This window comes from Bacillus cereus group sp. MYBK227-1, assembly GCF_051916325.1.
GTDB classification, from domain to species: Bacteria; Bacillota; Bacilli; order Bacillales; family Bacillaceae_G; genus Bacillus_A; species Bacillus_A cereus.
Genome location: NZ_JBQAGK010000006.1, coordinates 1 through 23,637, shown reverse-complemented (window position 1 = coordinate 23,637; position 23,637 = coordinate 1). Strand labels below are relative to the sequence as shown.

Sequence of the window (23,637 nt, the reverse complement as noted above, 5' to 3'; positions counted from 1 at the left end):
TGGCGCACCATTTGCCTTCCCCATTCATCAATTTGAAAATGATAATCACGACACAAATTGATTATGGTTTCATTCAGTTTATAATCGTATAATACTTTATCTAGTCAAAAAAATAAACTAGTTTTTTTTATTTTTTTTGTAAATTATTTTTCCATCAATCATAGTTAGTACAGGCTTGGCTAAATAATGGAAAGGATGATGAGTCCATAACACGAGATCGGCGTCTTTTCCAACCTCGATGCTTCCAATTCTATCCTCTAAACGCAAATTTCGCGCTGGGAATATGGTAATTCCTTCTAGTGCTGTTTTCTCGTCTAATCCTTCTCTTACTGCGACAGCGGCACAAATATTTAAATATTGAATGGGTGTATAAGGATGATCTGTTGTTATAGAAACTTCCACACCATTTTTAGATAATATATGGTAAGTATCCCATGTCTTGTTTTTTAGTTCGATTTTAGAACGACGTGTCAGAGTGGGACCAACTGAAACCTTCAAATTATGTTTCGAAAGCTCTTCAACAAGAAAGTGTCCTTCTGTACAATGTTCAATACGTAGATCGAGGTTGAATTCCGTTGCAAAGCGTAGCGCAGAACTAATATCATCTGCTCGGTGAGCGTGGATACGTACGGGTATTTCACGACGTAATGCTTTTAAAATAGGAAGCATTCGAAAATCAGCTTCGTGCCCGTAGTGTTGTGCTTCATAGAATGATTCCCGAAGTAACCCCATAATCCCCATACGTGTAATGGATTCTTTTGTTCCATTACTATGGACTTTTTTAGGATTTTCTCCAAAGGCAATCTTTAAACCAGCAGGTTCTTGAATAATCATATGATCAATACAAGTTCCAGCTGTTTTTATTACACAAGTAGTCCCCCCGATAATATTTTGACTGCCAGGCATAACGTGGACGGTTGTAATTCCGTTTTGTACAGCGTCTTGAAAGGCGATATCCAAAGGGTGGATTCCATCTAAAGAACGAATATGTGGTGTTGAAACTTCAGATGTTTCATTGGCATCATTTCCAGCCCAACCAGTGCCTTCATCATAGAGACCAAGGTGAGTATGGACATCAATAAAGCCAGGTAAGAGATGGAGTGCTCGTGCATCTATAACGGTCATATCTTGAGTAGGTTGAATAAAAGGTTTGACCTCGGTAATTCGCTCTCCTGTAACGAGTACATCGCCTTGAAACTTTTGAGATGTAATAGGGTATACAATGGCTTGTTTGAGCAATATTTTCATAGGTACCTCATTTCTGTTACTTTATAATGCTAATGGAAGTTAAGGGAAAGTAACTGAAAGGTTATTTGTATGGTAATGCTTCGGATCCTAGAAAATGAAAGTTTTGAAAGAGCCCATGTAAAATTGTGTTTTAGAAGTACTACATTGTATGCGAAAGTATATTTTGTAATGCATGGTCTATTGCCGGAAATGTGTATTGGTATCCATGTTCAATTGCCTTAATGGGTAATACACGTTGCCCTTCTAGTACAAGTATGCTCATTTCACCTAATAAAGTTTGAATGATAAATGAAGGTACAGGCAACCAATGAGGCTTGTTCATTATAGTTGCAATGTTTTCTCCAAATTCCTTCATTCTTATGGGTGTTGGTGCTGTCATATTAAGAGGACCATCAATTTCTTTTTTGTGTATGATGAAATCCATCATACGAACGACGTCGTCTATATGAATCCATGATAACCATTGCTTCCCAGAACCAATGGTGCCGCCGATATAGAATTGATAGGGAAGTAGCATTTTTGAAAGAGCTCCTCCATTTGCACCTAATACGACTCCAAATCTTGCGTAGATTGTTCGTATTCCGAGAGAACGTGCTTTAGATGCTTCTTGTTCCCATGAATATACTGTATTTGCTAAAAAGTCATTTCCAGGAGTCTCATGCTGTTCTGTAAAAGACTCTATTTCAGATGTTCCGTAGTATCCAATAGCACTTGCGTTAATAAATGTGTGTGGCTTTGTATGGAGTCCCTGCAATTGTTTAATGAGTCCTTTTGTTGTTTGAATTCTACTGTTTAAAATGGCTTTCTTTTGTTGCTTTGTCCATCTACTATTAATAGACTCTCCGGCTAGATTAATAACTACATCAATAGAAGAGAGGGGGAAGGTTTGTAAATCTGGTGTCCATTGAACATACTGAAGGTTAGGGTCGGAAGTTTCAGTAGTTTTTTTTCGTGTGAGAATGTAAACAGTATATCCTTTTTGAATAAAAAAAGTAGAAAGGGATTTACCGATAAAGCCTGTACCACCAGAAATTGCGATTTTCACAAGTATTTCCTCCTCATTATATATATTCTTGAAAAGAAAAAATGTTCCTCGACTATGTTAAAATAATAGAGAGGTGAGAGTATGGCTGTCATTACAAAAATAGAAGTACAAAAACGATCGAAAGAACGATTTAATATTTATATTGATAAAGGTCAAGGCGAAGAGTACGGATTTAGTGTGGATCAAGTAATCTTAATAAAACATGGATTACAAAAGGGCTTAGAAATTGATGAAATCGAGCTAGGGAATATTTTGTACAATGAAGAAGTACAAAAAGCATATTTACAAGCAATCTCCTATTTATCCTATCAAATGAGAACAAAACAAGAAATAGAAGATTTTTTACGAAAAAAAGAAGTGGGACAGGCCATCATCTCTGAAGTCGTTTCGAAATTATTACATGACCGATATATTAATGATAAAGAGTATGCTGTTTTATATACGCGAACGCAAAGTAATGTGAATCGAAAAGGTCCAACTGTTATTAAAAGAGAGTTATTAAATAAAGGTGTTCAGGATTTAATTATTACACATAGTTTACAAGAATATCCGAAGGAAAAGCAAATTGAGAATGCCTTGTTTCTCATAGAGAAGAAGAAAAAATCTTATCAAAAACATTCTTTTTTACAAATGAAACTAAAGTTAGATGAGATGCTTGTTCGAAAAGGATATTCTAGAGAAGTAATTCAAATTTGTTTGGAAGAATTGAAAGACGAAAAAGATGACGAAAAGCAACAAGAAGCGTTACACTATCATGGGAATAAATATTATGAGAAATATAAGAAGCATGATGGATGGACATTTGAAAACAAGATGAAACAAGCGTTATATCGAAAAGGATTCTCTATTGATGAAATCGAGATATTTTTGCAAATGAAACGCGAAGAGGAATGAGGAGAATAAGATGAATATGCCAAAACGCTACAGTGAAATGACACCGCATGAGCTAAGGGAAGAAATTGGCGCTTTGAAGGAGCAAGCAGTAAAAGCTGAGCAGCTTGGGATTGTCAATGAATTTGATGTATTAATGAGAAAAATGGCAATGGCTCGTGCTTATATGACGGATATAAACAAGTTCCATATTGGTGAAACATATGAATTAGTAGAAGAACCTGGTGTATTATTTAAAATTACGTATTTCAATGGGGTATTTGCTTGGGGATATAAGCAAAATGATAATGAAGAGATTGGCATACCAATTTCCTTATTGCAAGAAAAATAAAAACCAGAGAGCACATATCTCTCTGGTTTTCATCTTTGGTAGGCGTTAAAGGAGATAGGAGATTCTAAAATTGGCGTTTTTTACATTCATTTGCCAATATAATGAGAGACTGGGTTTGTTGCGTCTGTCCGTTAACTTGCGCTTTCGCATGTTTTGGACGAGTCCACGTATGGTTAAATAATTCAGAACGACTATCTAAGCGATCACGGTAGCTCATCTTTATCACCTCGTGTAGGAAGTTAATTTAATTTGTACTACTCTTCCTGCTGATTTGCAGCACGCATACGTTCTTGTGGGTGCGTGTTAATTGTGCCGTTAGGTCGTTTCGAAGCGAAGCGTGATTTCGCTTTCGGTTGACCGTCGATTTTGCTGTTGTTTTTTGACTCAGACCAAAATTCGGCTTGTTTACCCATTGCGAACGCCCTCCTCATTATCGGTTGATACCTTTTTAAGAAGTATCAATTATAGAATGTGCAAAATTGAAGAAACTATCCTTTAGAAATGAAGGGATAAATAGGTAAAAGGAGATTATAATATGAATGATATTTATGAAACATTAACGAAAGAATTATTAGACAAGAATGACAAGCTTTCTTACGCACAAGCTCGTGCGTGGGTTGAGTTACTATGGGAAGATTTTCAAACAACTTATGCAAAATCAGGTCGTTATCAAGGCGATGAAATGACGGAACAAGTGGTACGATCATGGATTAATAATCATGGTGTACGCCTTCATGAAATGCGGACAAATAATCCGAAGTATAGTCATTTAATTAATCAAGAAGATCATTTGAAACATTAAAAAAAGCGACTTAAGTCGCTTTTTTTAATGTGGAAGTAATTCCAGTTTTTTTCGAAGCTTTTCTTCACTAAAGATCCATCCTGTATAGGAATTAATAATATTTAAATTGTGGTCGAGCTGAACGATTGCAACAAATGGATAATAATCTTTACTTCGATATCGTAAATCAATGAATCGTACTTCATAATAATGGTCATGATCAAAAATATCCCAGCGATATACAGGAGAGAAAGATAGGAAGGCTGAGATGTTTTCATCTTGTTTAGCTGCTCGCATAATATTGTTGTCTGGGAACGGTACCCGATCGAACTTGTCATATATCATGATGTTACCACGGTGCCATCTCGCAACGTAGTAATAATCAGCCGTAACGACTGCTAAATGGTAATGATAAAATCGGTAAGAAGGAGAAATGATAATCTTTTCGACATTTTTGAAACGTTTGTGTACAACGCTTCTTATATTTCTGTGCATCATAATCCGTCCGATATAGTAAACAATCATTAATATATATGCCGCTAAAGCTGTATATCCCTTATGAGAACCGACGAGCATGCAAGCAATTGCAAGTATATGGATAAAGAAAATTACGGTATCGAATGTATTAATTATGCCAAGTGCGACCCATTTTTTTGTGAAAGGTCGTAATGCTTGTGTACCATAGGCGTTGAAAATATCTACAAAGACGTGAAGAAAGACGGCAATAAATGACCAAAGTAGTAGATGAAGATATGGAGCTTCTGAAAAGAAGGCGAAAGAGATGCCACTTATAAGGAATGACCAAAGAATTACCGCGGGAATAGAATGAGTAATCCCACGATGATTTCTTATATATTTAGCGTTATTACGCAATTTTAGAACTGTGTCAATGTCAGGAATGTTGGAACCAGCAATTGTAGCAAGCATAACAGCTTGGGGGCCAATATCACTTTGTGCTATGGCTGGATCTAATGTTGCTAAGCTACCTAAAGTGATACCCATAACAAGGTGAGTGGCTGTGTCCATAGAAATCCACCTCCGTTTTTTATTAATGTAACTCTTTTTATTCGATACCTCAAGTCCTTTGCCTTCTATTTCCTATGTCATCTTACTTAAATTTTTTCCTAAAATCTTTATAATAGTACTTATATGCAAAAAAATGAGGGGGATCAAGTTTGACACTTGAAATACTAAACAATTTTAATATAGAGCAGTTTCAAAATGATTTAATTGGTTGGTTTGAAGAAGAACAGCGTGACTTACCGTGGAGAAAGAATAAAGATCCATACCGTGTTTGGGTTTCTGAAATTATGTTGCAGCAAACAAGAGTAGAAGCTGTAAAACCATATTACGCAAATTTTATGGGGAAGTTTCCTACACTTGAAGCGTTAGCGAACGCAGATGATGAAGAAGTATTAAAAGCATGGGAAGGTTTAGGATATTATTCTAGAGCACGTAATTTACATGCGGCAGTAAAAGAGGTAAAAGAAGTATACGGCGGGGTTGTACCAAGTGATGTAAAGAAAATTGAAAAGTTAAAAGGAGTAGGACCATATACAAAAGGTGCTATTTTAAGTATCGCATATGGTATACCAGAGCCGGCAGTTGATGGAAATGTTATGCGTGTATTATCTCGTATTTTATCAGTATGGGATGATATTGCAAAACCAAAGACTCGAAAAGTTTTTGAAGAGATTGTGCGTGAAATTATTTCAGTAGAAAACCCATCTTATTTTAATCAAGGATTGATGGAATTAGGTGCATTGATTTGTATTCCTAAAAATCCATCGTGCTTACTTTGTCCTGTGCGTGAGCATTGCAGAGGATATGCTGAAGGTGTTCAAAAAGAATTACCAGTAAAAAGTAAAGCGAAAGCTCCTAAAATGGTACCTATTGTTGCAGGCGTACTTCAAACTGAAGACGGTCGTTACGTTATTAATAAACGTCCAAGTACAGGTTTGTTAGCTAACATGTGGGAGTTTCCTAATGCTGAACTTGGAGAAGGTATTCGAAATCAGAAGGAACAGCTTATAGATTATATGAAAGAAAAATTTGAGCTCGAGGTTTCTATTGATGAATACGCAATGAATGTACAACATACGTTTACACATCGTACTTGGGATATATTTGTATTTTACGGAAAAGTAACCGGTAATATTGTTGATACAGATACATTAAAATTTGTATCGAAAGAGGTATTTGAGCAATTACCTTTCTCAAAATCACACCGTACTATTTATGAAAATTGTGTGGAGAAAATTACAATGCAATAAATAAAAAAGTGTTCCCAATCTAGGGAACACTTTTTTAATCGTAAGAAATTTTTGTCCCATGAGTCCAACTAGCTTCACCTTCTTGTAAGCCGCCTCTTGATTCAATTTCTACTACAATTTCTTTGTAAATACTCTGCCCTTCTACATTTAAATAAGGCAGAACCTGTTGTAGTGAGTGATGAAAATAAGCTAATTCATCTTCTTTCCATTCATTTTTTGAAATCATCGTTAGTTCAGTCATATCGCGTCCTATATACATATTTCCACCTCCATTTCTTATAGTTTGAATAAGTAACAAAAGATATATGCGGAAATTATTCAAAAGAAAATTACGGATAGCTTCTAAGTGAATTGGTTACATTATTGATTGTGGAGGTGAGAAAGATGAGTAAAAAACAACAAGGTTATAACAAGGCAACTTCTGGTGCTAGCATTCAAAGTACAAATGCTAGTTATGGTACAGAATTTGCAACTGAAACAAATGTACAAGCAGTAAAACAAGCAAACGCACAATCAGAAGCAAAGAAAGCACAAGCTTCTGGTGCACAAAGTGCAAACGCTAGTTATGGTACAGAATTTGCAACTGAAACAGACGTGCATGCTGTGAAAAAACAAAATGCTAAGTCAGCTGCAAAACAATCACAATCTTCTAGCTCAAATCAGTAATGAAAGAAAAACACTTCTCTAATTCGGGAGAAGTGTTTTCTTTTTGCGTGGATCGTTGTAATGAAAAGAAAGCGAACGACATAACTTCTAATAAGTCAACAAATGTAGTCAAAGGAGAAGGAAGTTAACAATTAGAATTATGTAATTAGGAATAATAACTGATGAATAAGTCCAAAAGGGGGTAAGTAATGAACGATTTTGATAAGTTGGTAGGGGAGCAATTAGAAACGATGGATGAATTGTTAAAGTTACAAGCACATCTAGAGAAGTATCAACAAATTGAAATGAATGAAAAAGATACGTGCGATAAAAAAGAACTGCATTTTATCCGCCAGGAAATATATAGAACAGAAGTAGCGTTGAAGATGTTACATGAGAAATTTGAAGAGCAAACGAATAGTGTAATTCAATCTTTTGCAACTGAAAAAATGATTTCAAATTTAGGATAAGATATATTGTTATCTTTAGGTGAAAAGTCCTTCTTTGTATGGAAATAGAGAAGGGCTTTTTCTATTACATGTCCTCGCTTATAAATAATACAGTACAATCCTTTTATCTCCTAAGAAGCGGTGGGGCATAGTATTCAACGATAAACCTCCTACATATTCAGTTTGAAAAATAGAGTCTTATCCCTTTAGTTTTAAAATTTCGACAAAAAAGTTATAATAGAAAAAAAGTGAATGCCGTTCAAAGAGCATTTGCAGTTGAAAGAAGGGAGCATATATGGGATTTCCCAAAGAAGGAGAAAAAGTACAAATACATAGTTATAAACATAATGGCTCCATTCATAGAATGTGGGAAGAAACAACAATTTTAAAAGGGACACAGAGTCTTGTAATCGGAGCGAATGATCGTACAGTAGTTACAGAATCGGATGGCCGAACATGGATTACTCGTGAACCAGCAATTTGCTATTTTCATGCCAACTATTGGTTTAATGTGATTGGGATGCTTAGGGAAGATGGCGTATATTATTATTGTAATTTAAGCTCACCTTTTGCGTATGATCCTGAAGCATTAAAGTATATTGATTATGATTTAGATATTAAAGTATATCCAGATATGACATATACGCTTCTAGATGAAGATGAGTATGAAAAACATAGTGAAATTATGCAGTATCCACCTGTTATTGATACAATTTTAAAACGAAATGTAGCACATTTAACACAGTGGATTCATCAAAGAAAAGGTCCATTTGCACCAGATTTCGTAGATATGTGGTATGAACGATATTTAATGTACAGAAATTAAAACAAACCTGCAGGGGGCTTCCCGGCAGGTTTGTCCTATTAGAGGGGGGATTATGTGCAAGGCATAAAAAGATATTTACAATTTGTTAAACCATATCGGTGGCTTATTGCTATTACAATTATTATTGGACTAGTTAAGTTCGGTATCCCACTTATTATGCCGTGGTTATTAAAGTATATTATCGATGATGTAATTCAAGGCGCTGGCTCACTTCAAGATAAAACATCTCAATTAATAACAGCGATTGGAATTGCTTTCTTTATTTTTGCGGTATTAAGACCACCGATTGAATATTATCGTCAATATTTCGCCCAACGTATCGCAAATACAATACTGTATGATTTGCGGAAGCATATTTTCGGTCACTTACAAAAGTTAAGTTTACGTTATTACTCCAATACAAAAACAGGGGAGATTATTTCGCGTGTCATCCATGATGTAGAACAAACGAAAGATTTTGTAATTACTGGTTTGATGAACGTCTGGTTAGATACTGCAACAATTGCTATTGCTATCATTGTTATGTTTTCTATGAATATAAAATTAACATTTGTTGCGTTATTGATTTTACCTATTTATGTAATTGCAGTGAAATATTTTTTCGGGCGTCTTCGGAAATTGACGAAAGAGCGTTCACAAGCGTTAGCGACGATGCAAGGGTATTTGCATGAACGTATTCAAGGAATGCAAGTGACACGTAGCTTTGCGTTAGAAGAGTATGAGGGGAAGCAGTTTGAAAAAAGAAATAATGAATTTTTAACGAAAGCATTAACCCATACAAGTTGGACGGCAAGAACATTTTCGGCAGTAAATACGTTAACCGATTTAGGTCCGTTACTTGTGATTGGTTTTGCAGCATATGAAGTAATTCAAGGACAGTTAACGCTAGGAACGATGGTAGCTTTTGTTGGATATATGGATAGTTTATATAGTCCGCTTCGCCGCCTTGTTAATTCATCTACAACATTAACACAATCTTTTGCATCGATGGACCGTGTGTTTGAACTGTTAGATGAAAAATACGATATTGTTAATGTGCCAAATGCGGTACAAACGAAAAAATTAAATGGAGAAATTGTATTTGACAATGTTTCTTTTCGTTATAATGTAGATGAAAAAGAGATATTACACAACTTGTCATTAACTATGCAGCCTGGAGAGAAAGTAGCGCTTGTAGGAGCAAGTGGGGGAGGAAAGTCATCTCTTGCTAGTTTGATCCCGCGTTTCTATGATGTTTCTGAAGGCACGGTTTATGTAGATGGCATAGATGTAAGAAAGTATAATATGAGAAATTTGCGTAGTCATATTGGAATTGTACTGCAAGATAATTTATTGTTTAGCGATACAATTGGAGCTAATATTTTATATGGAAATCCGAAGGCTACAGAGAAAGAGGTGATTGCAGCTGCTAAAGCTGCGCAAATTCATGATTTTATTATAGACTTACCAGATGGTTATAATACTGTCGTTGGAGAACGTGGTGTGAAGCTATCGGGCGGGCAAAGACAACGCGTGGCAATTGCACGAGTGTTTCTAAAGAATCCTTCGGTACTTATATTAGATGAAGCAACTTCAGCATTAGATTTAGAAAATGAAAGGTATATTCAAGAGGCGCTTCAGACGTTAGCTGCTGACCGGACAACGATTATAATTGCACATCGATTAGCGACGATTACGCATGTTGATACGATTATTTACATTGAAGACGGTGAGATTAAAGAGACTGGTTCTCATGAAGAGTTAATGCAAAAAAGAGGATTTTATTACAATTTATATCAACTTCAACATATAACAGAAACAGCTCCTTTAGCATAAAAGGAGCTGTTTTTTTATTCGTCTTCTTTTTTATCATCGATTTGGAGTTCTTTTTCTGGTTTATGGTATGTGTAGAAGCTATCTACAAGCAAATCTAAATGCTCTACTTCTTCACTATAGTTAATGATGGAAGAAATAAGAGGGAAGAGATGTAACCATGTTTTATATGCTTCTTCATCGTCTTTATTTTGATATTCCATAAAGATATCAATTAATTCTTGTTTACCTGTTTCAACTTCATCAAGCATTTCGACTGATTGTTGTTTTTTTGCTTTACCAATAAATTTTAATAAAACTTGTTCATGATAATGCGTTAATGAGTCAAGTTCGTTTTGGATAGATTCCTGAAATTCTTCCGGCATATAGCGCAGTTCATTTTCAGTACGGTGTAATGATTTTAACGTACTTAAAGCACGGCTTGTTGTCGCTAACATTTGTCTGAATAAAACGAGCTTACGAATTTTTGCGAACTTTACTTTTTTCGTGTAGCTTCTTTCTTCTTTATACAGCAAATAGTAATGGTTTAGTTTGATCATTTTTTCTTTCATACGATCAATATCAGTTTTTAGCGTTGTAAAATCAGAAGCCTGCCTGCTATTCATTCGAATCCATTTTACAATTTCTTCTGTATTATCAACGATACGATGATAAAGTTTTGTTTCATATTTTGGCGGCATAAATACTAAATTTACAAGTGAAGCCGCAATAATACCAATCATAATCGTCGCAAATCGAAGTAAGGCAAAACTAAAGAAATCTTCGCCTTGATACTCCATAATGGCGATAACTGTTACTAAAGCAATTGATATTGTGTTTTCTAATCGTAATTGTAATGTAAGAGCAATTACTAATATACATGTTAATCCAATAATAAAAGGATTATGTCCAAAAGCAGTAGCAAATGCGATAGCAAATATCGCACCAATTACATTTGCTTGAATTTGTTCAAGTGCTGTTAAATAAGAACGGTATACAGACGGTTGAACAGCAAAGATAGCTGAAATTCCCGCAAATACCGGACTCGGTAATTGAAGTAAAATACAAGCAAATAAAGCTAACGTGATGGCAATACCCGTTTTTAAAATGCGAGCACCAAGTTTCATACCCTTAATAAGATCCTTTCTCTTGTCATAATGAATGTACAACATGATACTATACATTCATTACAATATGTTAGCAAGTGATATTTTAGTGACGTTAAAAGAAATTAGTGTTCATTTTATCCCGCTAATTGTGAGTAGTAAGATTCGCGCCTCAAAATTCAGAAGCTGGATGCCGGTAAACGTCCGATTGGTGTAGGCTAATTAAAGTTTCACTTTATAATTTTTCCTAATTCCTTTTAAACATCAGTTTTTAGTAAAAAAACCTGCTGAATTTCAGCAGGTCTCAAATTGTTACTATAGATTACTATGAGAAGCGTACTTCGTCAATTTTTTCTTAATAATGAAAATTACTCATTTTACTCTGTTGAGATAGATGGATCTGCCTGTTCTTTTTTCGGGATAATCTCAAAAAACTTGTTCTGTATATCATCTAATAATGGTGTTAACAAAGCAACTTCCTCATATTGCTCGTGCTCGTTTAGTACACGAATATAGTCTAGCAATAATTCAGTTACATCTTTCAAACCATTTTTACTAATTGGTTGTAATGTAACATTTGCGCCTTTTGCGATTCTTCTTTTTAAGGCCTGTTCTGTTAAGCCTAAGTTTGAATCACGACGCAAATAAACAACACCGCCAGTCATGCCAGCGCAAATCCATGGACCAGGGTCACCTAAAACAAGCGCTCGCCCGTTTGTCATATATTCAAAAGCAAAACCTTTAATATTGGAGTATGCACCTATATTTCCTTGCTCTTTTTCACGGAGTGGTTTTGTTATTCTACCTCCAATTATCATGTCTGCCCCAGAAAGGCGAATGCCAGCGCGAGCATCAGCGTTCCCTTGTACGTATAGTGCCCCTTTTTGTGCACCATATCCAAATCCTTTTCCGACAGAACCGTTATAATATACTCCGTCTTTTCCTTTTGATTTCGTTATATAAATCCCACCACCAAAGGAAGTTTTACCAATGCCATCTTGTGCGCCGCCATTTACGTGTATAAATAAATTTTCACTATTGTAAGCACCTAACCCATTTCCGGGAATAGAACCATTCGTATACTTTAATGTAAGTGGTTCAAGTTGAGTAGCTTCATATAGTTTACTGCGAACGCGATAACATGATTCTAGACCACCCATAACGCGTTGCTCTACACCAACGCCTACTAATTCTTTTGAGTCAGCGGAATGAACTGTCTTAAATTGTTTTTCCGATACGCCTTCTGTTGTTGTAACAGATGGATGTTCTATTATTTGTAGTAAATTACGTAAGTTTAATAAATTTTCGCCTCGAACTTGCTCTAATAAATCAGAACGCCCAACAATTGCTTGTAAATTTGTATAACCAAGCTGTCCTGTTAATCGTTTTAGTTCTACACCGAAAGAGGTGAATAAATTTAGCAGGCCAGCAACTGCGCTTTCTAATTCGCGTGGGACGAAGCGGCGTAACCCGTGTTCTTTTGCTTGTGCTTCAGACTCGATTTGTGTCGCAATTCCAACATGGCAAGTATCTAGATGGCACCCACGGCAAGTAGTACAGCCGATTGCAATCATTGATAGTGTGCCAAATCCAATACGGTTTGCTCCGAGGAGCATGATTTTCAAGGCATCATTTACACTTCGAATACCACCATCTGCCCAAATCTCTACTTTATGTCTCATGCTTGCTTCTAATAAAGCGTTGTGAGCGGCTTTAACACCAATTTCTACAGGGAGACCTACATGCTGCAATGCGTGAATACGTGCAGCGCCTGTTCCGCCATCGAATCCGCTAATGTTAATAAAATCAGCGCCAGCTTTGGCGATACCGACAGCAATTGTTCCGATATTAGGAACAACAGGGACTTTCACGGCTACTTTGGCAAGTTGATTAGCTGTTTTAATTTCTGTAATCATTTGAGCTAAATCTTCAATTGAATAAATATCATGGTTATTAGAAGGCGAAATTAAATCTGAGCCGATTGTCGCATTACGTGCTTCAGCGATTTTGGCTGTCACTTTTGAACCAGGTAAATGCCCACCTTCCCCAGGCTTTGCGCCTTGACCGATTTTGATTTCAATTAAGTTTGATGAGTTTAGTAGTTCGGCATTTACTCCAAATCGCCCAGATGCTACTTGTTGTCCACGTGTATGTGGATATTTTCCAATCATATCTTTAATTTCGCCGCCTTCACCGTTCAAGCTAATCATATTTAGCTGATCGGCTGCTTCTGCATATGCGCGAAAGGCAATTTCGTTTTGAGAACCAAATGACATAGAACTAATAATAAATGGTAAATTATGATTTTTGATGCCGATAGATACTTCTTCAGTTGGAACGACATGTTTTGTTTGTTTCGTTTGAACAAGGTGTCTGATTGCGATTGGATTATTCTCTTCTAGTTCACTTAACTTGTCACGGTAATCATCATAAGAATTTCCTTTTGCAACATCGCCGATTGCTTTCCAAATTCGCGGGAATATATGAAATGATTTTCGCATTCTAATTTTAGGATTTTTATAATCCTCTGCTCGTATTTTTGCATCTTCAACAAGTGATTCAAGTGAAAAGGCTAAATCATTTGAACCGAAGAAATTTGTAATCTGTAATATATTTGCGATTTCTTCATGTAATCCAATAGATGAATAGAGACGTCCGTAACCACGTAACTCATGAATTCCAATTGTTGAAATGACTTTTTCTAATCCTTTATTAAGTGCAGTATATAGATTCGTAATTGGTGTTTTTGTTCCATCATTTACAGTCGCGAATAATAAATATGGATTAATACCATCTGCTCCTAATCCATATAGCGTGACAATGTCATGTAAGGAGCGAAGAGCACCAGAACGTATAACGAGAGAACAATTGCGGCGTAATTTATTTTCACTTAATGCTTGATGTACTTTAGCGGTAACTAAATGTGGATCAATCCACAATCGTTCATTTAGATGGGCTTTTGCGTCATCTAATATTAGTAGGGAAGCGCCATTGTTAACAGCAGCTATCGCTTCAGAACTAATGCGGCTTAATGCGCATTGCAGAGTTTCTGACGAGCTGAATGTAGCAGAGATTGTGGCGATAGAGTTATGAGTCTTAAATAGCTCTATGAGTTGTTCGTACGTAATTGTGTGTAATTCCTCTGCAATAGGTTGTGCCACGCTGCCTTCTAAAATAATTGGTGAAAGCATTTCAACTACAAATGGCCGTTTTGCGCCGCTTAATAAACTTGGACGCTCTCCAAGTACAGTACGTGTAGAGAAGTGTTCAATTTCACGGTCACGGTCAATTGCAGGGTTTGTAACAACAGCTACACTTTCTTTAATAAAGTCAGCGATATTTCGTCTATCAGTATCGAGTGCGGCAAGTGGTGAGTCATGCCCAAGTGAGCGTATTGGCTCAACGCCTTTTGTTGCCATCTGTTCAAGAAGTTGAATATGTTCTCGGTCCCATCCGAAAGCGACGTATTCTTTCGTTTCAACTTGAACAGAATCACATAGCCCTTGGATTTTTTTCGTTTCAGGGATAGATAAATTTAAATGGTAATTGGTAGTATCAATTCGCTTTTTAAAACGGTTATATACTTGGATTTGATATTTGTCATATTCATAAAGAACAAGTTCATCTTGTTCATTCCATTTTAATCCGACTTTTTCTCCAGGAGCGAGTGGTTTTGGTTCTGCTACATATTTAGTTGGTGATACAACTCCAGGTTCAGAAGAGAAAATATAAGAGCTCTCTGTCTCTACTTTCCATACTGGGCGTAATCCAAGGGAATCAACGCTGAAAACAGCTTCATCTTTAAAACGGGAAATGATGCCAGCTGGTCCTTGTGCAAAATGTCCCCATGCTTCACGTATATACGTATATAAATCTTGTAAAGGTGTTTCATAAAGTTTAATTTCATTAATAATTGGTGGGAATAGAATTTCCATTGCTTCAAATAAGCTGTAGCCGTATTGAACAAGTAGGGTTTCTAAGGTGCGGTTTAAATCTTGAGAGTCACTGCCTCCTGCAGTAAGTGGTACATCAATCATTTCAGCTTGATCGCGTAATTTCGCAATTGTGTTAATTTCACCATTATGTCCGAGAATGCTAAATGGTTGTACACGAAAAAAATTAGATAATGTATTAGTAGAGTAGCGGTTATGTCCTAATGTCATAGTTGAAGCGATAAGCGGATGTTGTAAATCATTATAGTAGGCAACAAGCGTATCACCAGCACCTAGAACTTTATATACAACATGATCATGACTTAATGAAGCAACATGAATTGCTTCGTTTTCCTCTATTTTTATTGTGACAGAAAATAATGTTTGCTCAATATTTATAATTTCGTTTTCTGCGATAAGGGCAACTTGCCAAAATAAAGGTTCTTCTTGTTTACCAAGTGGACCGAGCGCATCTGAGTTTGTTGCATCGTCACTTTCGAAAATAATAGTAAAGTTTTTGTTGTTTAATTGCGTACGAATATAATCTTTTAAGGCAGTAATGTTTTCTTTTTTATTTAGAAAAAAATGTCCAACGATAAAGTGGGGATGATCCACAATCGTTGGATTATATCCGCTACTTTTTAGTTTTTCATTCCAAAGTGTTTTTGGTATATCAATGTGAATGCCGATGCCATCGCCCTCGCCATTAATGAAACCAGCTCTATGATTCATTTTGACGAGTGATTGTATGCAAAGGTCAATGTTTTCTTTTGTAGCAATTTTTCGTTTCTCCATAACGGAAACGATTCCACACGCATCATGTTCTGCATTTCTATAATCTCGAAATAAAGACGGTGTCCATGTATTTTTTTTATTGAGCATCCGTCAATCCCCCCTCTTGTAAAAGTTAGAATAATCTTACTATTTAAGGCGCAAATCACCTTGTACACAGAGATAGTAATGCTGTAAAAGAATATAAAACAGATAATTATGAATAATTATACTATTAACACGTAATTTATGAAATAGAAAAAAGGAAAAAAGAAAGGTGAGCTTTCTTTTTTCCTTTTAATGACGGGATTATTTATTGTCTGCTAGGGCAGCAAATGCTCTGCCGACAGCTTCGATTGTATATTCAATATCTTCTTTTGTATGTTCTGTAGTTAAGAACCATGCCTCGTATTTAGAAGGTGCTAAGTTAACTCCTTCTTGAAGCATAAGCTTGAAGAATTTACCGAACATTTCACCGTCTGTATCTTGTGCGGCATCGTAATCTTCAATTGTATTAGTTGTGAAGTATACAGTTAAAGCCCCTTTTAGACGATTTAATGTAATGTCGATATTATGTTTCGCTGCTTGCTCTAAAATTCCTTTTTCAAGCATTGCACCAAGTTCATCTAATTTCTCATAAAGCCCTTCTTGTTGAAGTACTTCTAGACAAGCGATACCTGATGCCATAGAAGCAGGGTTTCCTGCCATTGTACCAGCTTGGTATGCAGGTCCAAGCGGAGCAACTTGTTCCATAATTTCTTTCTTACCACCGTAAGCACCGATTGGTAAGCCACCGCCAATAACTTTACCAAGCGCTGTTAAGTCAGGTGTAACACCAAGTAAGTCTTGAGCACCGCCGTACATAAAGCGGAAAGCAGTAATAACTTCATCATAAATTACTAGTGCGCCAGCTTCGTGAACAAGTTCATTCACTTTTTCAAGGAATCCAGGTTTAGGCTCTACAATACCGAAGTTTCCAACGATCGGTTCTACAAGGATAGCTGCTACTTCATGACCCCATTTATCTAAAGCTTCTTTTAAAGTTTCTACATTGTTAAATGGAACGGTAATAACTTCTTGTGCAATACTTTGTGGTACGCCAGCTGAGTCAGGAGTTCCTAAAGTAGAAGGGCCAGATCCAGCTGCCACAAGTACTAAATCAGAATGACCGTGGTAACAACCAGCAAATTTCATGATTTTTGTGCGACCTGTATAAGCACGAGCAACACGAATCGTTGTCATCACTGCTTCTGTACCAGAGTTTACGAAACGGACTTTATCTAATGCAGGCATTGCTTCTTTTAACATTTTTGCGAATTTTACCTCTAGCGCTGTTGGTGTTCCATAAAGTACCCCATTTTCAGCAGCTGTTGTAATTGCTTTTGTTATATGCGGATGAGCATGTCCAGTAATAATAGGACCGTATGCTGCTAAATAATCGATATATTTATTTCCGTCTACATCCCAGAAATAAGCGCCTTTCCCACGTTCCATAGCAACAGGAGCGCCGCCGCCAACTGCTTTAAAAGAACGAGAAGGACTGTTAACACCGCCAACGATATGCTCTAAAGCTTCTTTATGTAATGCTTCTGACTTTGTGAAATTCACTACAATTCATCTCCTTACAAAAATCTATGTATTATTCTAACATGTTTTTCGAAAAGACGTATTGTTTGTGATAGCGAAGGCAGTTGGGTAAACTATTCGTTGTGACATTTAGGAGGGGGGTCCGATTATGAAATCGGTAATTGAGGTACAAGGGTTACGTAAAGAGTTTACAGCCTATTCAAGTCGTCCGGGCTTAAAGGGTGCATTTCGCGATTTATTAAATCGTAATTATAAAATAGTACCAGCAGTAAATGATGTATCTTTTACTGTAAAGCAAGGTGAAATGGTTGGTTATATCGGTGAGAACGGTGCTGGTAAATCAACAACAATTAAAATGCTTACGGGGATTTTAACTCCGACATCAGGGCAAATCACAGTAAATGGAATGAACCCACATAAACAAAGAGAAGAATTTGTAAGAACAATTGGTGTTGTTTTTGGACAGCGTTCGCAACTTTGGTGGGATATTGCAGTACAAGAATCGTTTCGTTTATTAAAGAAAGTGTATGGTGTATCAGACGCTCAGTATAAGGAGCATATGGAACACGTAATTGAAACGTTAGATATAGGGCCCTTATTAGATAAACCAGTTCGAAAATTATCTCTTGGTCAAAGGATGCGTTGTGAATTAGCGGCAGCCTTAATTCATAATCCACCGTTATTATTTTTAGATGAGCCAACAATTGGGTTAGATGTACTTGTGAAATTGAAAATACGTGAATTTTTAAAAGAAATGAATGAACGTTATAAAACAACAATTTTATTAACAACACACGATATTACTGATATTGAAGCTTTATGTGAGCGCGTTATCATGCTGGATGAAGGAAATATTATGTATGACGGTTCTTTAAATAATCTTCGTACGCAGTGGGGAGCGGAGAAGGAAATTCACTTTCAGTTTGTTGCACCAGTTTCCTATCAGGCTTTATCAATGGTTATGCCAGATAATCATGTCGTTTGGTCGAAAGCAAAAGAGGAAAATGCATGGGTTGCAAAAATTCCGAATGAAGAAGTTATTATTTCAATGCTTATTTCTAAAGTAGTACAAGCCTTTCAAATTAAAGATTTAAAAATTAACGAAGTGTCTACAGAGGAAATTATTCGTAACATTTATGAAGAAGGTATTACGCATGGGTAAGTATATTGAAATGATTCGAATTCGCTTTTTAATGATGCTTGCGTATCGTACAAATTACTATAGCGGGATTTTAATTTATACGATTAATATCGGTGCTTACTATTTTTTATGGCAAGCAATTTATAGCGGAAAAGAGAATATTGAAAGTTTATCTATTTCGCAAATGACCACGTATATCGCAATCGCGTGGATGGCACGTGCCTTCTATTTTAATAATATAGATAGGGAAATTGCGATGGAGATTCAAGAAGGACGTGTGGCTGTAGAATTAATTCGTCCGTATAACTATTTGGGAATGAAAGTTATGCAAGGTCTTGGCGAGGGAATATTCCGTTTTGCCTTCTTTTCCATTCCAGGCATGGTTATCGTTACGTTATTATTTTCGTTGCAAATTAAAACAAATTTTCAAACTTGGTTATATTTCTTCTTATCTTTAATATTTAGTTTTATTATTAATACACAAATTAATTTAATGACGGGAATGCTTACGTTTTTCCTATTTAATAATAGTGGGATTATGTATGCAAAACGCGTTGTTATTGATTTATTTTCAGGTCTATTATTACCAATTAGTTTTTATCCGCTATGGGCCCAAAAAGCAATGATGTTTTTACCGTTTCAGGCTATTAGTTATATTCCAAGTATGATTTTTTCTGAAGGTATACAGGGGAGTAAGTTGTATGAGGCTTTAGTATTTCAAGTGATTTGGGCGATTGTACTTATTATTCCAATTGTACTCATGTGGAGAACGGCGAGAAAACGTCTAATTGTACAAGGGGGATGATGAGATGCTATATATAAACTTATTTTTACAATATGCAAGTCAATATATAAAAACAAAATTGGAGTATCGAGGCGATTTTATCGTTGGTTTACTTTCTGATTTATCGCTTCAAGCAGTTAATTTAATATTTATTCTCGTTGTATTTGGGCATACACAAGCATTGAAGGGATGGAGTCGAGAAGAAGTAATCTTTATTTATGGTTTCTTTTTAGTACCATTTGCCATCTTTTCAGCTTTCTTTAATATATGGGATTTTAATGATCGATACATTATTAAAGGGGAGATGGATCGTGTATTAACGCGGCCGATCCATAGCCTATTTCAAATTATATTAGAAAGAATGGAACTTGAATCTTTAATTGGAGCTATTACAGGGATTGTTGTAATGGGATATGCAGCTGTGGAGTTACAATTATCTTTTTACTGGTATGATTTCTTCTTATTTATATTGATGGTAGGAGGAGGAGCACTTGTATATGGAGGGATATTTGTTACGCTGGCGAGCCTTGGTTTTTGGTCGGATGCGAAAAGTTCAATTATGCCTCTTATGTATAACATAGGTAATTACGGGCGCTATCCTGTTAATATTTATAATCGTGTAATTCGTTTCATTTTAACGTTTGTTTTACCGTTTGCGTTTGTTGGAGTATATCCAGCGGCATACTTTTTAAGAAAAACAGAATGGAATAGTTATGCATTTGCGACGCCAATTGTTGGTGTTATCTGTTTTACGATTGCAATCACCCTCTGGAACCAAGGGGTAAAAAGGTATCGTGGCGCGGGTAATTAATTATAGAAGCTTGTTCGTTTCTAAGGGATAAATCAGTTCTCCACCTCATACATATAAAATGAGGTGGAGGACATGTTATGGGGATTTATTCTATTAATTGCAGCAATCGCTATTTTGAAAAGTGTCCAATTATTATGGAGTTCCTATTCGGATTCAACGCGTTTTTTTTCGCTCTATAATTTGGCCACATTATTTTTAATCTATACAACAGTACTAATCGCATTTGGATTAAGTTACGTTGTATTAGAGGAAATGGGTTTCGCAGTTTTGAAAGAGGACGGAGAAAGTTTGAACGCTCATTCTTTTCAACTCGTCGAAGTTTGTTTATATTTTAGCGCAGTTACTCTATTGTCTGTTGGATATGGTGACATATCTCCGATTGGAATTGGGCGATGGATTGCAATCGCAGAAGCGCTAATTGGATATACACTCCCTTTTGCTTTTGTGATGAGGTCTGTAATAGACAATGAAAAATAAGGAAGCATTTGTTATAGTAAAGGAAAAGAGTAGGAGTGATAACTATGATTACAGTAGGAGAAATGGCACCAGAATTCACATTAGAGGGAAGTAACGGAGAAGAAGTTCGCCTAGCTGATTTCCGCGGTAAAAATGTAGTTCTCTATTTTTATCCGAAAGATATGACGCCAGGATGTACAACTGAAGCATGTGATTTTCGTGATGCGTATGGAGTATTTCAAGAGAAGGATACGGTTATTCTTGGAGTAAGTCCTGATTCAGCGAATAGACATTTGAAATTCATTGAGAAACATGAATTGCCATTTACACTTTTAGTAGATGAAGATCATAAAGTAGCAGAGTTATACGATGTTTGGAAGTTAAAAAAGAACTTTGGGAAAGAGTATATGGGAATCGAGCGTTCTACATTCCTTATTAATAAAGACGGTGAACTTGTAAAAGAGTGGCGTAAAGTGAAAGTGAAAGGACATATTGAGGATGTTCTTTCTTATATAAAATAAATCTACATTGGAGATAAAATATGCAGAAACAAGGCAAGTGTCTATACATATTTTACTGCCTTACATAAAGTGGAAGTGTAGGGCATACCTCCTCAGATGATAGTATTCCAAGTGCGATTATGTCGCACTTTTTTCTATGGAATATATGAAGAAAAAAGGGAAAGATACATAAAAACAAGTCCTGAATATAAAAATAAACTACATACTTATAGTAGAAATATTGACGATTTATAAGAAAAGGAGTACACTCTTTATAAGAATTATAAAATAATAATCCGTATAGAATCGGGGTGCATGACGGTGGTCAAAGAAGAATTAAAAGAAGCGCTAGAAATGCTGAAAAATACGGGTGTACGCATTACTCCACAGCGTCATGCTATTTTAGAGTACCTTGTGGAATCAATGACGCACCCAACAGCGGATGATATTTATAAAGCATTAGAAGGTAAGTTTCCAAATATGAGTGTTGCAACTGTCTATAATAACTTACGTGTGTTTAAAGAGGTTGGACTTGTAAAGGAATTAACTTATGGAGACGCTTCAAGTAGATTTGATTATGTTACAAGTCAACATTATCATGTGATTTGCGAAAAATGTGGTAAGATTGTTGATTTTCCTTATGGAGGCTTGGAAAAGCTGGAAGAGGAAGCTGCGAAAACGACAGGCTTCGTTATCAATAGTCATCGCTTAGAAATTTATGGCGTTTGTCCAGAGTGTCATAAGGCGTAATATATAATAAAGAAAGAGGCTGACGGCTATACGTCAGCCTCTTTCTTTATTATATAAGGATTAGCGTGAGGTTAATCGGGATTTACAGTGCTAAGTTAGTAAGAAGGGTTAGATAAAAGTTTGTCGAATTTACTTTGTATTGGTGGAAATGAATTCTTGGAGGGGACATTTTGAAGAAATATGAGATTAAAAATAACATTCCAACATTGGAAGAATATAAATATTTATGTGATTCTGTGGGATGGACTAACTATATGAACTTTGAGGTGGCGGAAATATCACTTCAAAATTCGATTTACTGTATAACAGTCAAGGATAATAATCAAATCATCGGCATGGGGAGAATTGTTGGTGATGGGGCTATCTATTTCTATATTCAAGATATAGTGGTTCATCCAGATTATCAAAAGAATGGTATTGGAAAGAAAATAATGAATACTTTAGTAGAATACTTAAATGGGAATACTCCAGATAAAGCATTCATTGGTTTGTTTGCGTCGCAAGGTAAAACATCATTCTACGAAAAATATGATTTTAAAGATTATTCGCCTAATATGACAGGGATGTTTACTGTTATTTCGAAAAAATAGGTGTAATAAATTTAATAAAACAATTAAAAAGTTGATTTTTTAAGAAATCAACTTTTTAATGAGTTGAAACGTTTGTAGTGTTGCAAATTCGTATTTCCCTTGATACTTATGATTTATAACTCTTCTTATTATACTTTTCATCAAATTCTTTTCCTTCTAGATCTCGATCTAGTGTTAAAGGTTGATTGCAGTGCATACATGCATCGACACGGCCGAGCATTTTGGTTGGCTTATCACAGCTTGGACAAATAATTTGGATAGTCTTAGTAGATAACATACCAATCCAAAAGTAAACGACAGTGCTAGCGATAACAGCTAAAAAGCCAACCATCATAAACGTTGTCATAATAATAATGTTTTCGCGGAAAAAGACACCTAAGTATGCAATGAAGAGGCCGATAAATACTAAACTTAATGCAAAGGTCCGGATTTTATTGATTTTGTTTGAATACTTAATGCTCATTCTCACCACGCTCCTATACTAATAATATAACATAAAATTTAGAATTTTCACTCTCGTGTAAATTGATAAAGAGGTAAGATATGAAATGAATAGGAGGAAAGCCAAGAATGAATGGATGCTATAATGATTTTTACAGCGGTTTTTAAGTTTTTAACGGGATGTGAAATTTTTTTATAAAAAGTATTGACCCTGTATATACTGCATGATATATTAATAACCGTCGCTGATGCGGAAACGTAGAAAACGACAAAAAAGAAATTAAAAAACTTAGTTGACATTGAAAAATGAAGATGTTAACATAAGGAAGTCGCAAATGAGCGACTAAGTAGTTCTTTGAAAACTGAACGAAACAAACAACGTGAAACGTCAATTTTTATTTTAGATGCTAGACAAACTAACTTTATTGGAGAGTTTGATCCTGGCTCAGGATGAACGCTGGCGGCGTGCCTAATACATGCAAGTCGAG

The 23,637-nt window shown here is 35.8% G+C and carries 25 protein-coding genes and 1 rRNA gene; 16 read left to right on the top strand and 10 right to left on the bottom strand.

Annotated features, from left to right (window positions below; genetic code table 11):
* Nucleotides 1-117: 117 nt before the first annotated feature.
* On the bottom strand, nt 118-1,248 hold the full coding sequence (locus ACTFRM_RS23435) for an amidohydrolase (RefSeq protein WP_000698319.1): 1,131 nt from the start codon (nt 1,246-1,248) through the stop codon (nt 118-120).
* 139 nt (nt 1,249-1,387) lie between these two features.
* Nucleotides 1,388-2,293, bottom strand: coding sequence for a TIGR01777 family oxidoreductase (locus ACTFRM_RS23430; protein ID WP_071739373.1), 906 nt, complete (start codon nt 2,291-2,293; stop codon nt 1,388-1,390).
* A gap of 81 nt (nt 2,294-2,374) precedes the next feature.
* Here ACTFRM_RS23430 and recX point away from each other — a divergent pair, with 81 nt between their 5' ends.
* Both recX and ACTFRM_RS23420 read left to right on the top strand, forming a co-directional pair.
* Nucleotides 2,375-3,187 (top strand): recombination regulator RecX, encoded by an 813-nt coding sequence (recX, locus tag ACTFRM_RS23425; protein WP_000268502.1) that lies wholly within the window; start codon nt 2,375-2,377, stop codon nt 3,185-3,187.
* Between the two features lie 10 nt (nt 3,188-3,197).
* On the top strand, nt 3,198-3,515 hold the full coding sequence (locus ACTFRM_RS23420) for a YfhH family protein (RefSeq protein WP_001057020.1): 318 nt from the start codon (nt 3,198-3,200) through the stop codon (nt 3,513-3,515).
* Between the two features lie 64 nt (nt 3,516-3,579).
* Here ACTFRM_RS23420 and ACTFRM_RS23415 read toward each other — a convergent pair whose 3' ends face one another.
* Nucleotides 3,580-3,732: a YpzG family protein gene (locus ACTFRM_RS23415; RefSeq protein WP_000122093.1), complete on the bottom strand. Its 153-nt coding sequence runs from the start codon at nt 3,730-3,732 to the stop codon at nt 3,580-3,582.
* A 37-nt stretch (nt 3,733-3,769) separates the two neighbouring features.
* A complete protein-coding gene (locus tag ACTFRM_RS23410) occupies nt 3,770-3,928 on the bottom strand; it encodes a small, acid-soluble spore protein K (protein ID WP_000517891.1) in 159 nt (52 codons plus the stop codon).
* Between the two features lie 122 nt (nt 3,929-4,050).
* Between ACTFRM_RS23410 and ACTFRM_RS23405 the strand changes: the two genes are divergently transcribed.
* Nucleotides 4,051-4,317, top strand: a complete 267-nt coding sequence (locus ACTFRM_RS23405; RefSeq protein WP_000998166.1) for a YfhJ family protein — start codon at nt 4,051-4,053, stop codon at nt 4,315-4,317.
* Between the two features lie 24 nt (nt 4,318-4,341).
* On the opposite strand, the gene ACTFRM_RS23400 is transcribed toward ACTFRM_RS23405, so the two are convergent.
* Nucleotides 4,342-5,322, bottom strand: a complete 981-nt coding sequence (locus ACTFRM_RS23400; protein ID WP_000379111.1) for a metal-dependent hydrolase — start codon at nt 5,320-5,322, stop codon at nt 4,342-4,344.
* Nucleotides 5,323-5,471: 149 nt separating this feature from the next.
* Here ACTFRM_RS23400 and mutY point away from each other — a divergent pair, with 149 nt between their 5' ends.
* Nucleotides 5,472-6,569, top strand: a complete 1,098-nt coding sequence (gene mutY / locus ACTFRM_RS23395) for an A/G-specific adenine glycosylase (RefSeq protein WP_000171397.1) — start codon at nt 5,472-5,474, stop codon at nt 6,567-6,569.
* Nucleotides 6,570-6,603: 34 nt separating this feature from the next.
* Here the strand turns inward: mutY and ACTFRM_RS23390 are convergent, their stop codons facing one another.
* Nucleotides 6,604-6,828 carry a hypothetical protein gene (locus ACTFRM_RS23390; RefSeq protein ID WP_000275436.1) on the bottom strand — a complete coding sequence of 75 codons (225 nt, stop codon included), beginning with the start codon at nt 6,826-6,828 and terminating at the stop codon, nt 6,604-6,606.
* 125 nt (nt 6,829-6,953) lie between these two features.
* On the opposite strand from ACTFRM_RS23390, the gene ACTFRM_RS23385 reads away from it, so the two are divergent.
* From ACTFRM_RS23385 to ACTFRM_RS23370, 4 genes are all read left to right on the top strand, one after another.
* Entirely contained in the window at nt 6,954-7,235 is a 282-nt protein-coding gene (locus ACTFRM_RS23385) for a gamma-type small acid-soluble spore protein (protein WP_000039035.1), read from the top strand.
* Between the two features lie 188 nt (nt 7,236-7,423).
* Nucleotides 7,424-7,684 (top strand): YgaB family protein, encoded by a 261-nt coding sequence (locus ACTFRM_RS23380; RefSeq protein ID WP_000997575.1) that lies wholly within the window; start codon nt 7,424-7,426, stop codon nt 7,682-7,684.
* Nucleotides 7,685-7,958: 274 nt separating this feature from the next.
* Nucleotides 7,959-8,489 carry a nucleoside tri-diphosphate phosphatase gene (gene ntdP / locus ACTFRM_RS23375; RefSeq protein WP_000506622.1) on the top strand — a complete coding sequence of 177 codons (531 nt, stop codon included), beginning with the start codon at nt 7,959-7,961 and terminating at the stop codon, nt 8,487-8,489.
* 54 nt (nt 8,490-8,543) lie between these two features.
* A complete protein-coding gene (locus ACTFRM_RS23370; protein ID WP_001161599.1) occupies nt 8,544-10,304 on the top strand; it encodes an ABC transporter ATP-binding protein in 1,761 nt (586 codons plus the stop codon).
* Nucleotides 10,305-10,318: 14 nt separating this feature from the next.
* On the opposite strand, the gene ACTFRM_RS23365 is transcribed toward ACTFRM_RS23370, so the two are convergent.
* The 3 genes from ACTFRM_RS23365 to hemL form a co-directional block, all read right to left on the bottom strand.
* A complete protein-coding gene (locus ACTFRM_RS23365; RefSeq protein WP_000765787.1) occupies nt 10,319-11,407 on the bottom strand; it encodes an aromatic acid exporter family protein in 1,089 nt (362 codons plus the stop codon).
* Nucleotides 11,408-11,763: 356 nt separating this feature from the next.
* On the bottom strand, nt 11,764-16,200 hold the full coding sequence (locus tag ACTFRM_RS23360; protein ID WP_440043617.1) for a glutamate synthase-related protein: 4,437 nt from the start codon (nt 16,198-16,200) through the stop codon (nt 11,764-11,766).
* 198 nt (nt 16,201-16,398) lie between these two features.
* Nucleotides 16,399-17,697 carry a glutamate-1-semialdehyde-2,1-aminomutase gene (gene hemL, locus ACTFRM_RS23355; RefSeq protein WP_001011863.1) on the bottom strand — a complete coding sequence of 433 codons (1,299 nt, stop codon included), beginning with the start codon at nt 17,695-17,697 and terminating at the stop codon, nt 16,399-16,401.
* A gap of 127 nt (nt 17,698-17,824) precedes the next feature.
* On the opposite strand from hemL, the gene ACTFRM_RS23350 reads away from it, so the two are divergent.
* The 7 genes from ACTFRM_RS23350 to ACTFRM_RS23320 all read left to right on the top strand — a co-directional run bounded on the left by ACTFRM_RS23350 (nt 17,825) and on the right by ACTFRM_RS23320 (nt 22,708).
* Nucleotides 17,825-18,838, top strand: a complete 1,014-nt coding sequence (locus ACTFRM_RS23350; protein WP_000843655.1) for an ABC transporter ATP-binding protein — start codon at nt 17,825-17,827, stop codon at nt 18,836-18,838.
* Nucleotides 18,831-19,622 carry an ABC transporter permease gene (locus tag ACTFRM_RS23345; RefSeq protein ID WP_086412457.1) on the top strand — a complete coding sequence of 264 codons (792 nt, stop codon included), beginning with the start codon at nt 18,831-18,833 and terminating at the stop codon, nt 19,620-19,622. Before ACTFRM_RS23350 ends, ACTFRM_RS23345 begins: the two co-directional genes overlap by 8 nt.
* A gap of 4 nt (nt 19,623-19,626) precedes the next feature.
* Nucleotides 19,627-20,412 carry an ABC transporter permease gene (locus ACTFRM_RS23340; RefSeq protein WP_000965773.1) on the top strand — a complete coding sequence of 262 codons (786 nt, stop codon included), beginning with the start codon at nt 19,627-19,629 and terminating at the stop codon, nt 20,410-20,412.
* A gap of 72 nt (nt 20,413-20,484) precedes the next feature.
* The gene (locus ACTFRM_RS23335; RefSeq protein WP_000964343.1) at nt 20,485-20,889 is read left to right on the top strand and encodes a potassium channel family protein; all 405 of its coding nucleotides are present in this window, start codon (nt 20,485-20,487) and stop codon (nt 20,887-20,889) included.
* A 44-nt stretch (nt 20,890-20,933) separates the two neighbouring features.
* On the top strand, nt 20,934-21,389 hold the full coding sequence (bcp, locus tag ACTFRM_RS23330; RefSeq protein ID WP_000633710.1) for a thioredoxin-dependent thiol peroxidase: 456 nt from the start codon (nt 20,934-20,936) through the stop codon (nt 21,387-21,389).
* A 300-nt stretch (nt 21,390-21,689) separates the two neighbouring features.
* Nucleotides 21,690-22,118 (top strand): peroxide-responsive transcriptional repressor PerR, encoded by a 429-nt coding sequence (gene perR, locus ACTFRM_RS23325; protein WP_000237829.1) that lies wholly within the window; start codon nt 21,690-21,692, stop codon nt 22,116-22,118.
* Between the two features lie 170 nt (nt 22,119-22,288).
* The gene (locus ACTFRM_RS23320; RefSeq protein ID WP_000759735.1) at nt 22,289-22,708 is read left to right on the top strand and encodes a GNAT family N-acetyltransferase; all 420 of its coding nucleotides are present in this window, start codon (nt 22,289-22,291) and stop codon (nt 22,706-22,708) included.
* 106 nt (nt 22,709-22,814) lie between these two features.
* On the opposite strand, the gene ACTFRM_RS23315 is transcribed toward ACTFRM_RS23320, so the two are convergent.
* Complete coding sequence (locus tag ACTFRM_RS23315) at nt 22,815-23,171, bottom strand: YgzB family protein (RefSeq protein WP_000025058.1); 357 nt, start codon at nt 23,169-23,171, stop codon at nt 22,815-22,817.
* A gap of 400 nt (nt 23,172-23,571) precedes the next feature.
* Here ACTFRM_RS23315 and ACTFRM_RS23310 point away from each other — a divergent pair.
* Nucleotides 23,572-23,637: ribosomal RNA gene (locus ACTFRM_RS23310) — 16S ribosomal RNA — on the top strand; the annotation flags it as partial.

Bases quoted from the DNA above. Each gene is read 5' to 3' on its own strand.
- recX (WP_000268502.1), top strand. From the start codon at position 2,375: ATGGCTGTCATTACAAAAATAGAAGTACAAAAACGATCGAAAGAACGA.
- ACTFRM_RS23360 (WP_440043617.1), bottom strand. From the start codon at position 16,200: ATGCTCAATAAAAAAAATACATGGACACCGTCTTTATTTCGAGATTAT.
- ACTFRM_RS23340 (WP_000965773.1), top strand. From the start codon at position 19,627: ATGCTATATATAAACTTATTTTTACAATATGCAAGTCAATATATAAAA.
- ACTFRM_RS23335 (WP_000964343.1), top strand. From the start codon at position 20,485: ATGTTATGGGGATTTATTCTATTAATTGCAGCAATCGCTATTTTGAAA.
- ntdP (WP_000506622.1), top strand. From the start codon at position 7,959: ATGGGATTTCCCAAAGAAGGAGAAAAAGTACAAATACATAGTTATAAA.
- ACTFRM_RS23350 (WP_000843655.1), top strand. From the start codon at position 17,825: ATGAAATCGGTAATTGAGGTACAAGGGTTACGTAAAGAGTTTACAGCC.
- ACTFRM_RS23420 (WP_001057020.1), top strand. From the start codon at position 3,198: ATGAATATGCCAAAACGCTACAGTGAAATGACACCGCATGAGCTAAGG.
- ACTFRM_RS23315 (WP_000025058.1), bottom strand. From the start codon at position 23,171: ATGAGCATTAAGTATTCAAACAAAATCAATAAAATCCGGACCTTTGCA.
- ACTFRM_RS23390 (WP_000275436.1), bottom strand. From the start codon at position 6,828: ATGTATATAGGACGCGATATGACTGAACTAACGATGATTTCAAAAAAT.
- ACTFRM_RS23380 (WP_000997575.1), top strand. From the start codon at position 7,424: ATGAACGATTTTGATAAGTTGGTAGGGGAGCAATTAGAAACGATGGAT.
- ACTFRM_RS23405 (WP_000998166.1), top strand. From the start codon at position 4,051: ATGAATGATATTTATGAAACATTAACGAAAGAATTATTAGACAAGAAT.
- ACTFRM_RS23365 (WP_000765787.1), bottom strand. From the start codon at position 11,407: ATGAAACTTGGTGCTCGCATTTTAAAAACGGGTATTGCCATCACGTTA.
- ACTFRM_RS23385 (WP_000039035.1), top strand. From the start codon at position 6,954: ATGAGTAAAAAACAACAAGGTTATAACAAGGCAACTTCTGGTGCTAGC.
- ACTFRM_RS23435 (WP_000698319.1), bottom strand. From the start codon at position 1,248: ATGAAAATATTGCTCAAACAAGCCATTGTATACCCTATTACATCTCAA.
- ACTFRM_RS23415 (WP_000122093.1), bottom strand. From the start codon at position 3,732: ATGAGCTACCGTGATCGCTTAGATAGTCGTTCTGAATTATTTAACCAT.
- ACTFRM_RS23345 (WP_086412457.1), top strand. From the start codon at position 18,831: ATGGGTAAGTATATTGAAATGATTCGAATTCGCTTTTTAATGATGCTT.
- bcp (WP_000633710.1), top strand. From the start codon at position 20,934: ATGATTACAGTAGGAGAAATGGCACCAGAATTCACATTAGAGGGAAGT.
- ACTFRM_RS23400 (WP_000379111.1), bottom strand. From the start codon at position 5,322: ATGGACACAGCCACTCACCTTGTTATGGGTATCACTTTAGGTAGCTTA.
- ACTFRM_RS23410 (WP_000517891.1), bottom strand. From the start codon at position 3,928: ATGGGTAAACAAGCCGAATTTTGGTCTGAGTCAAAAAACAACAGCAAA.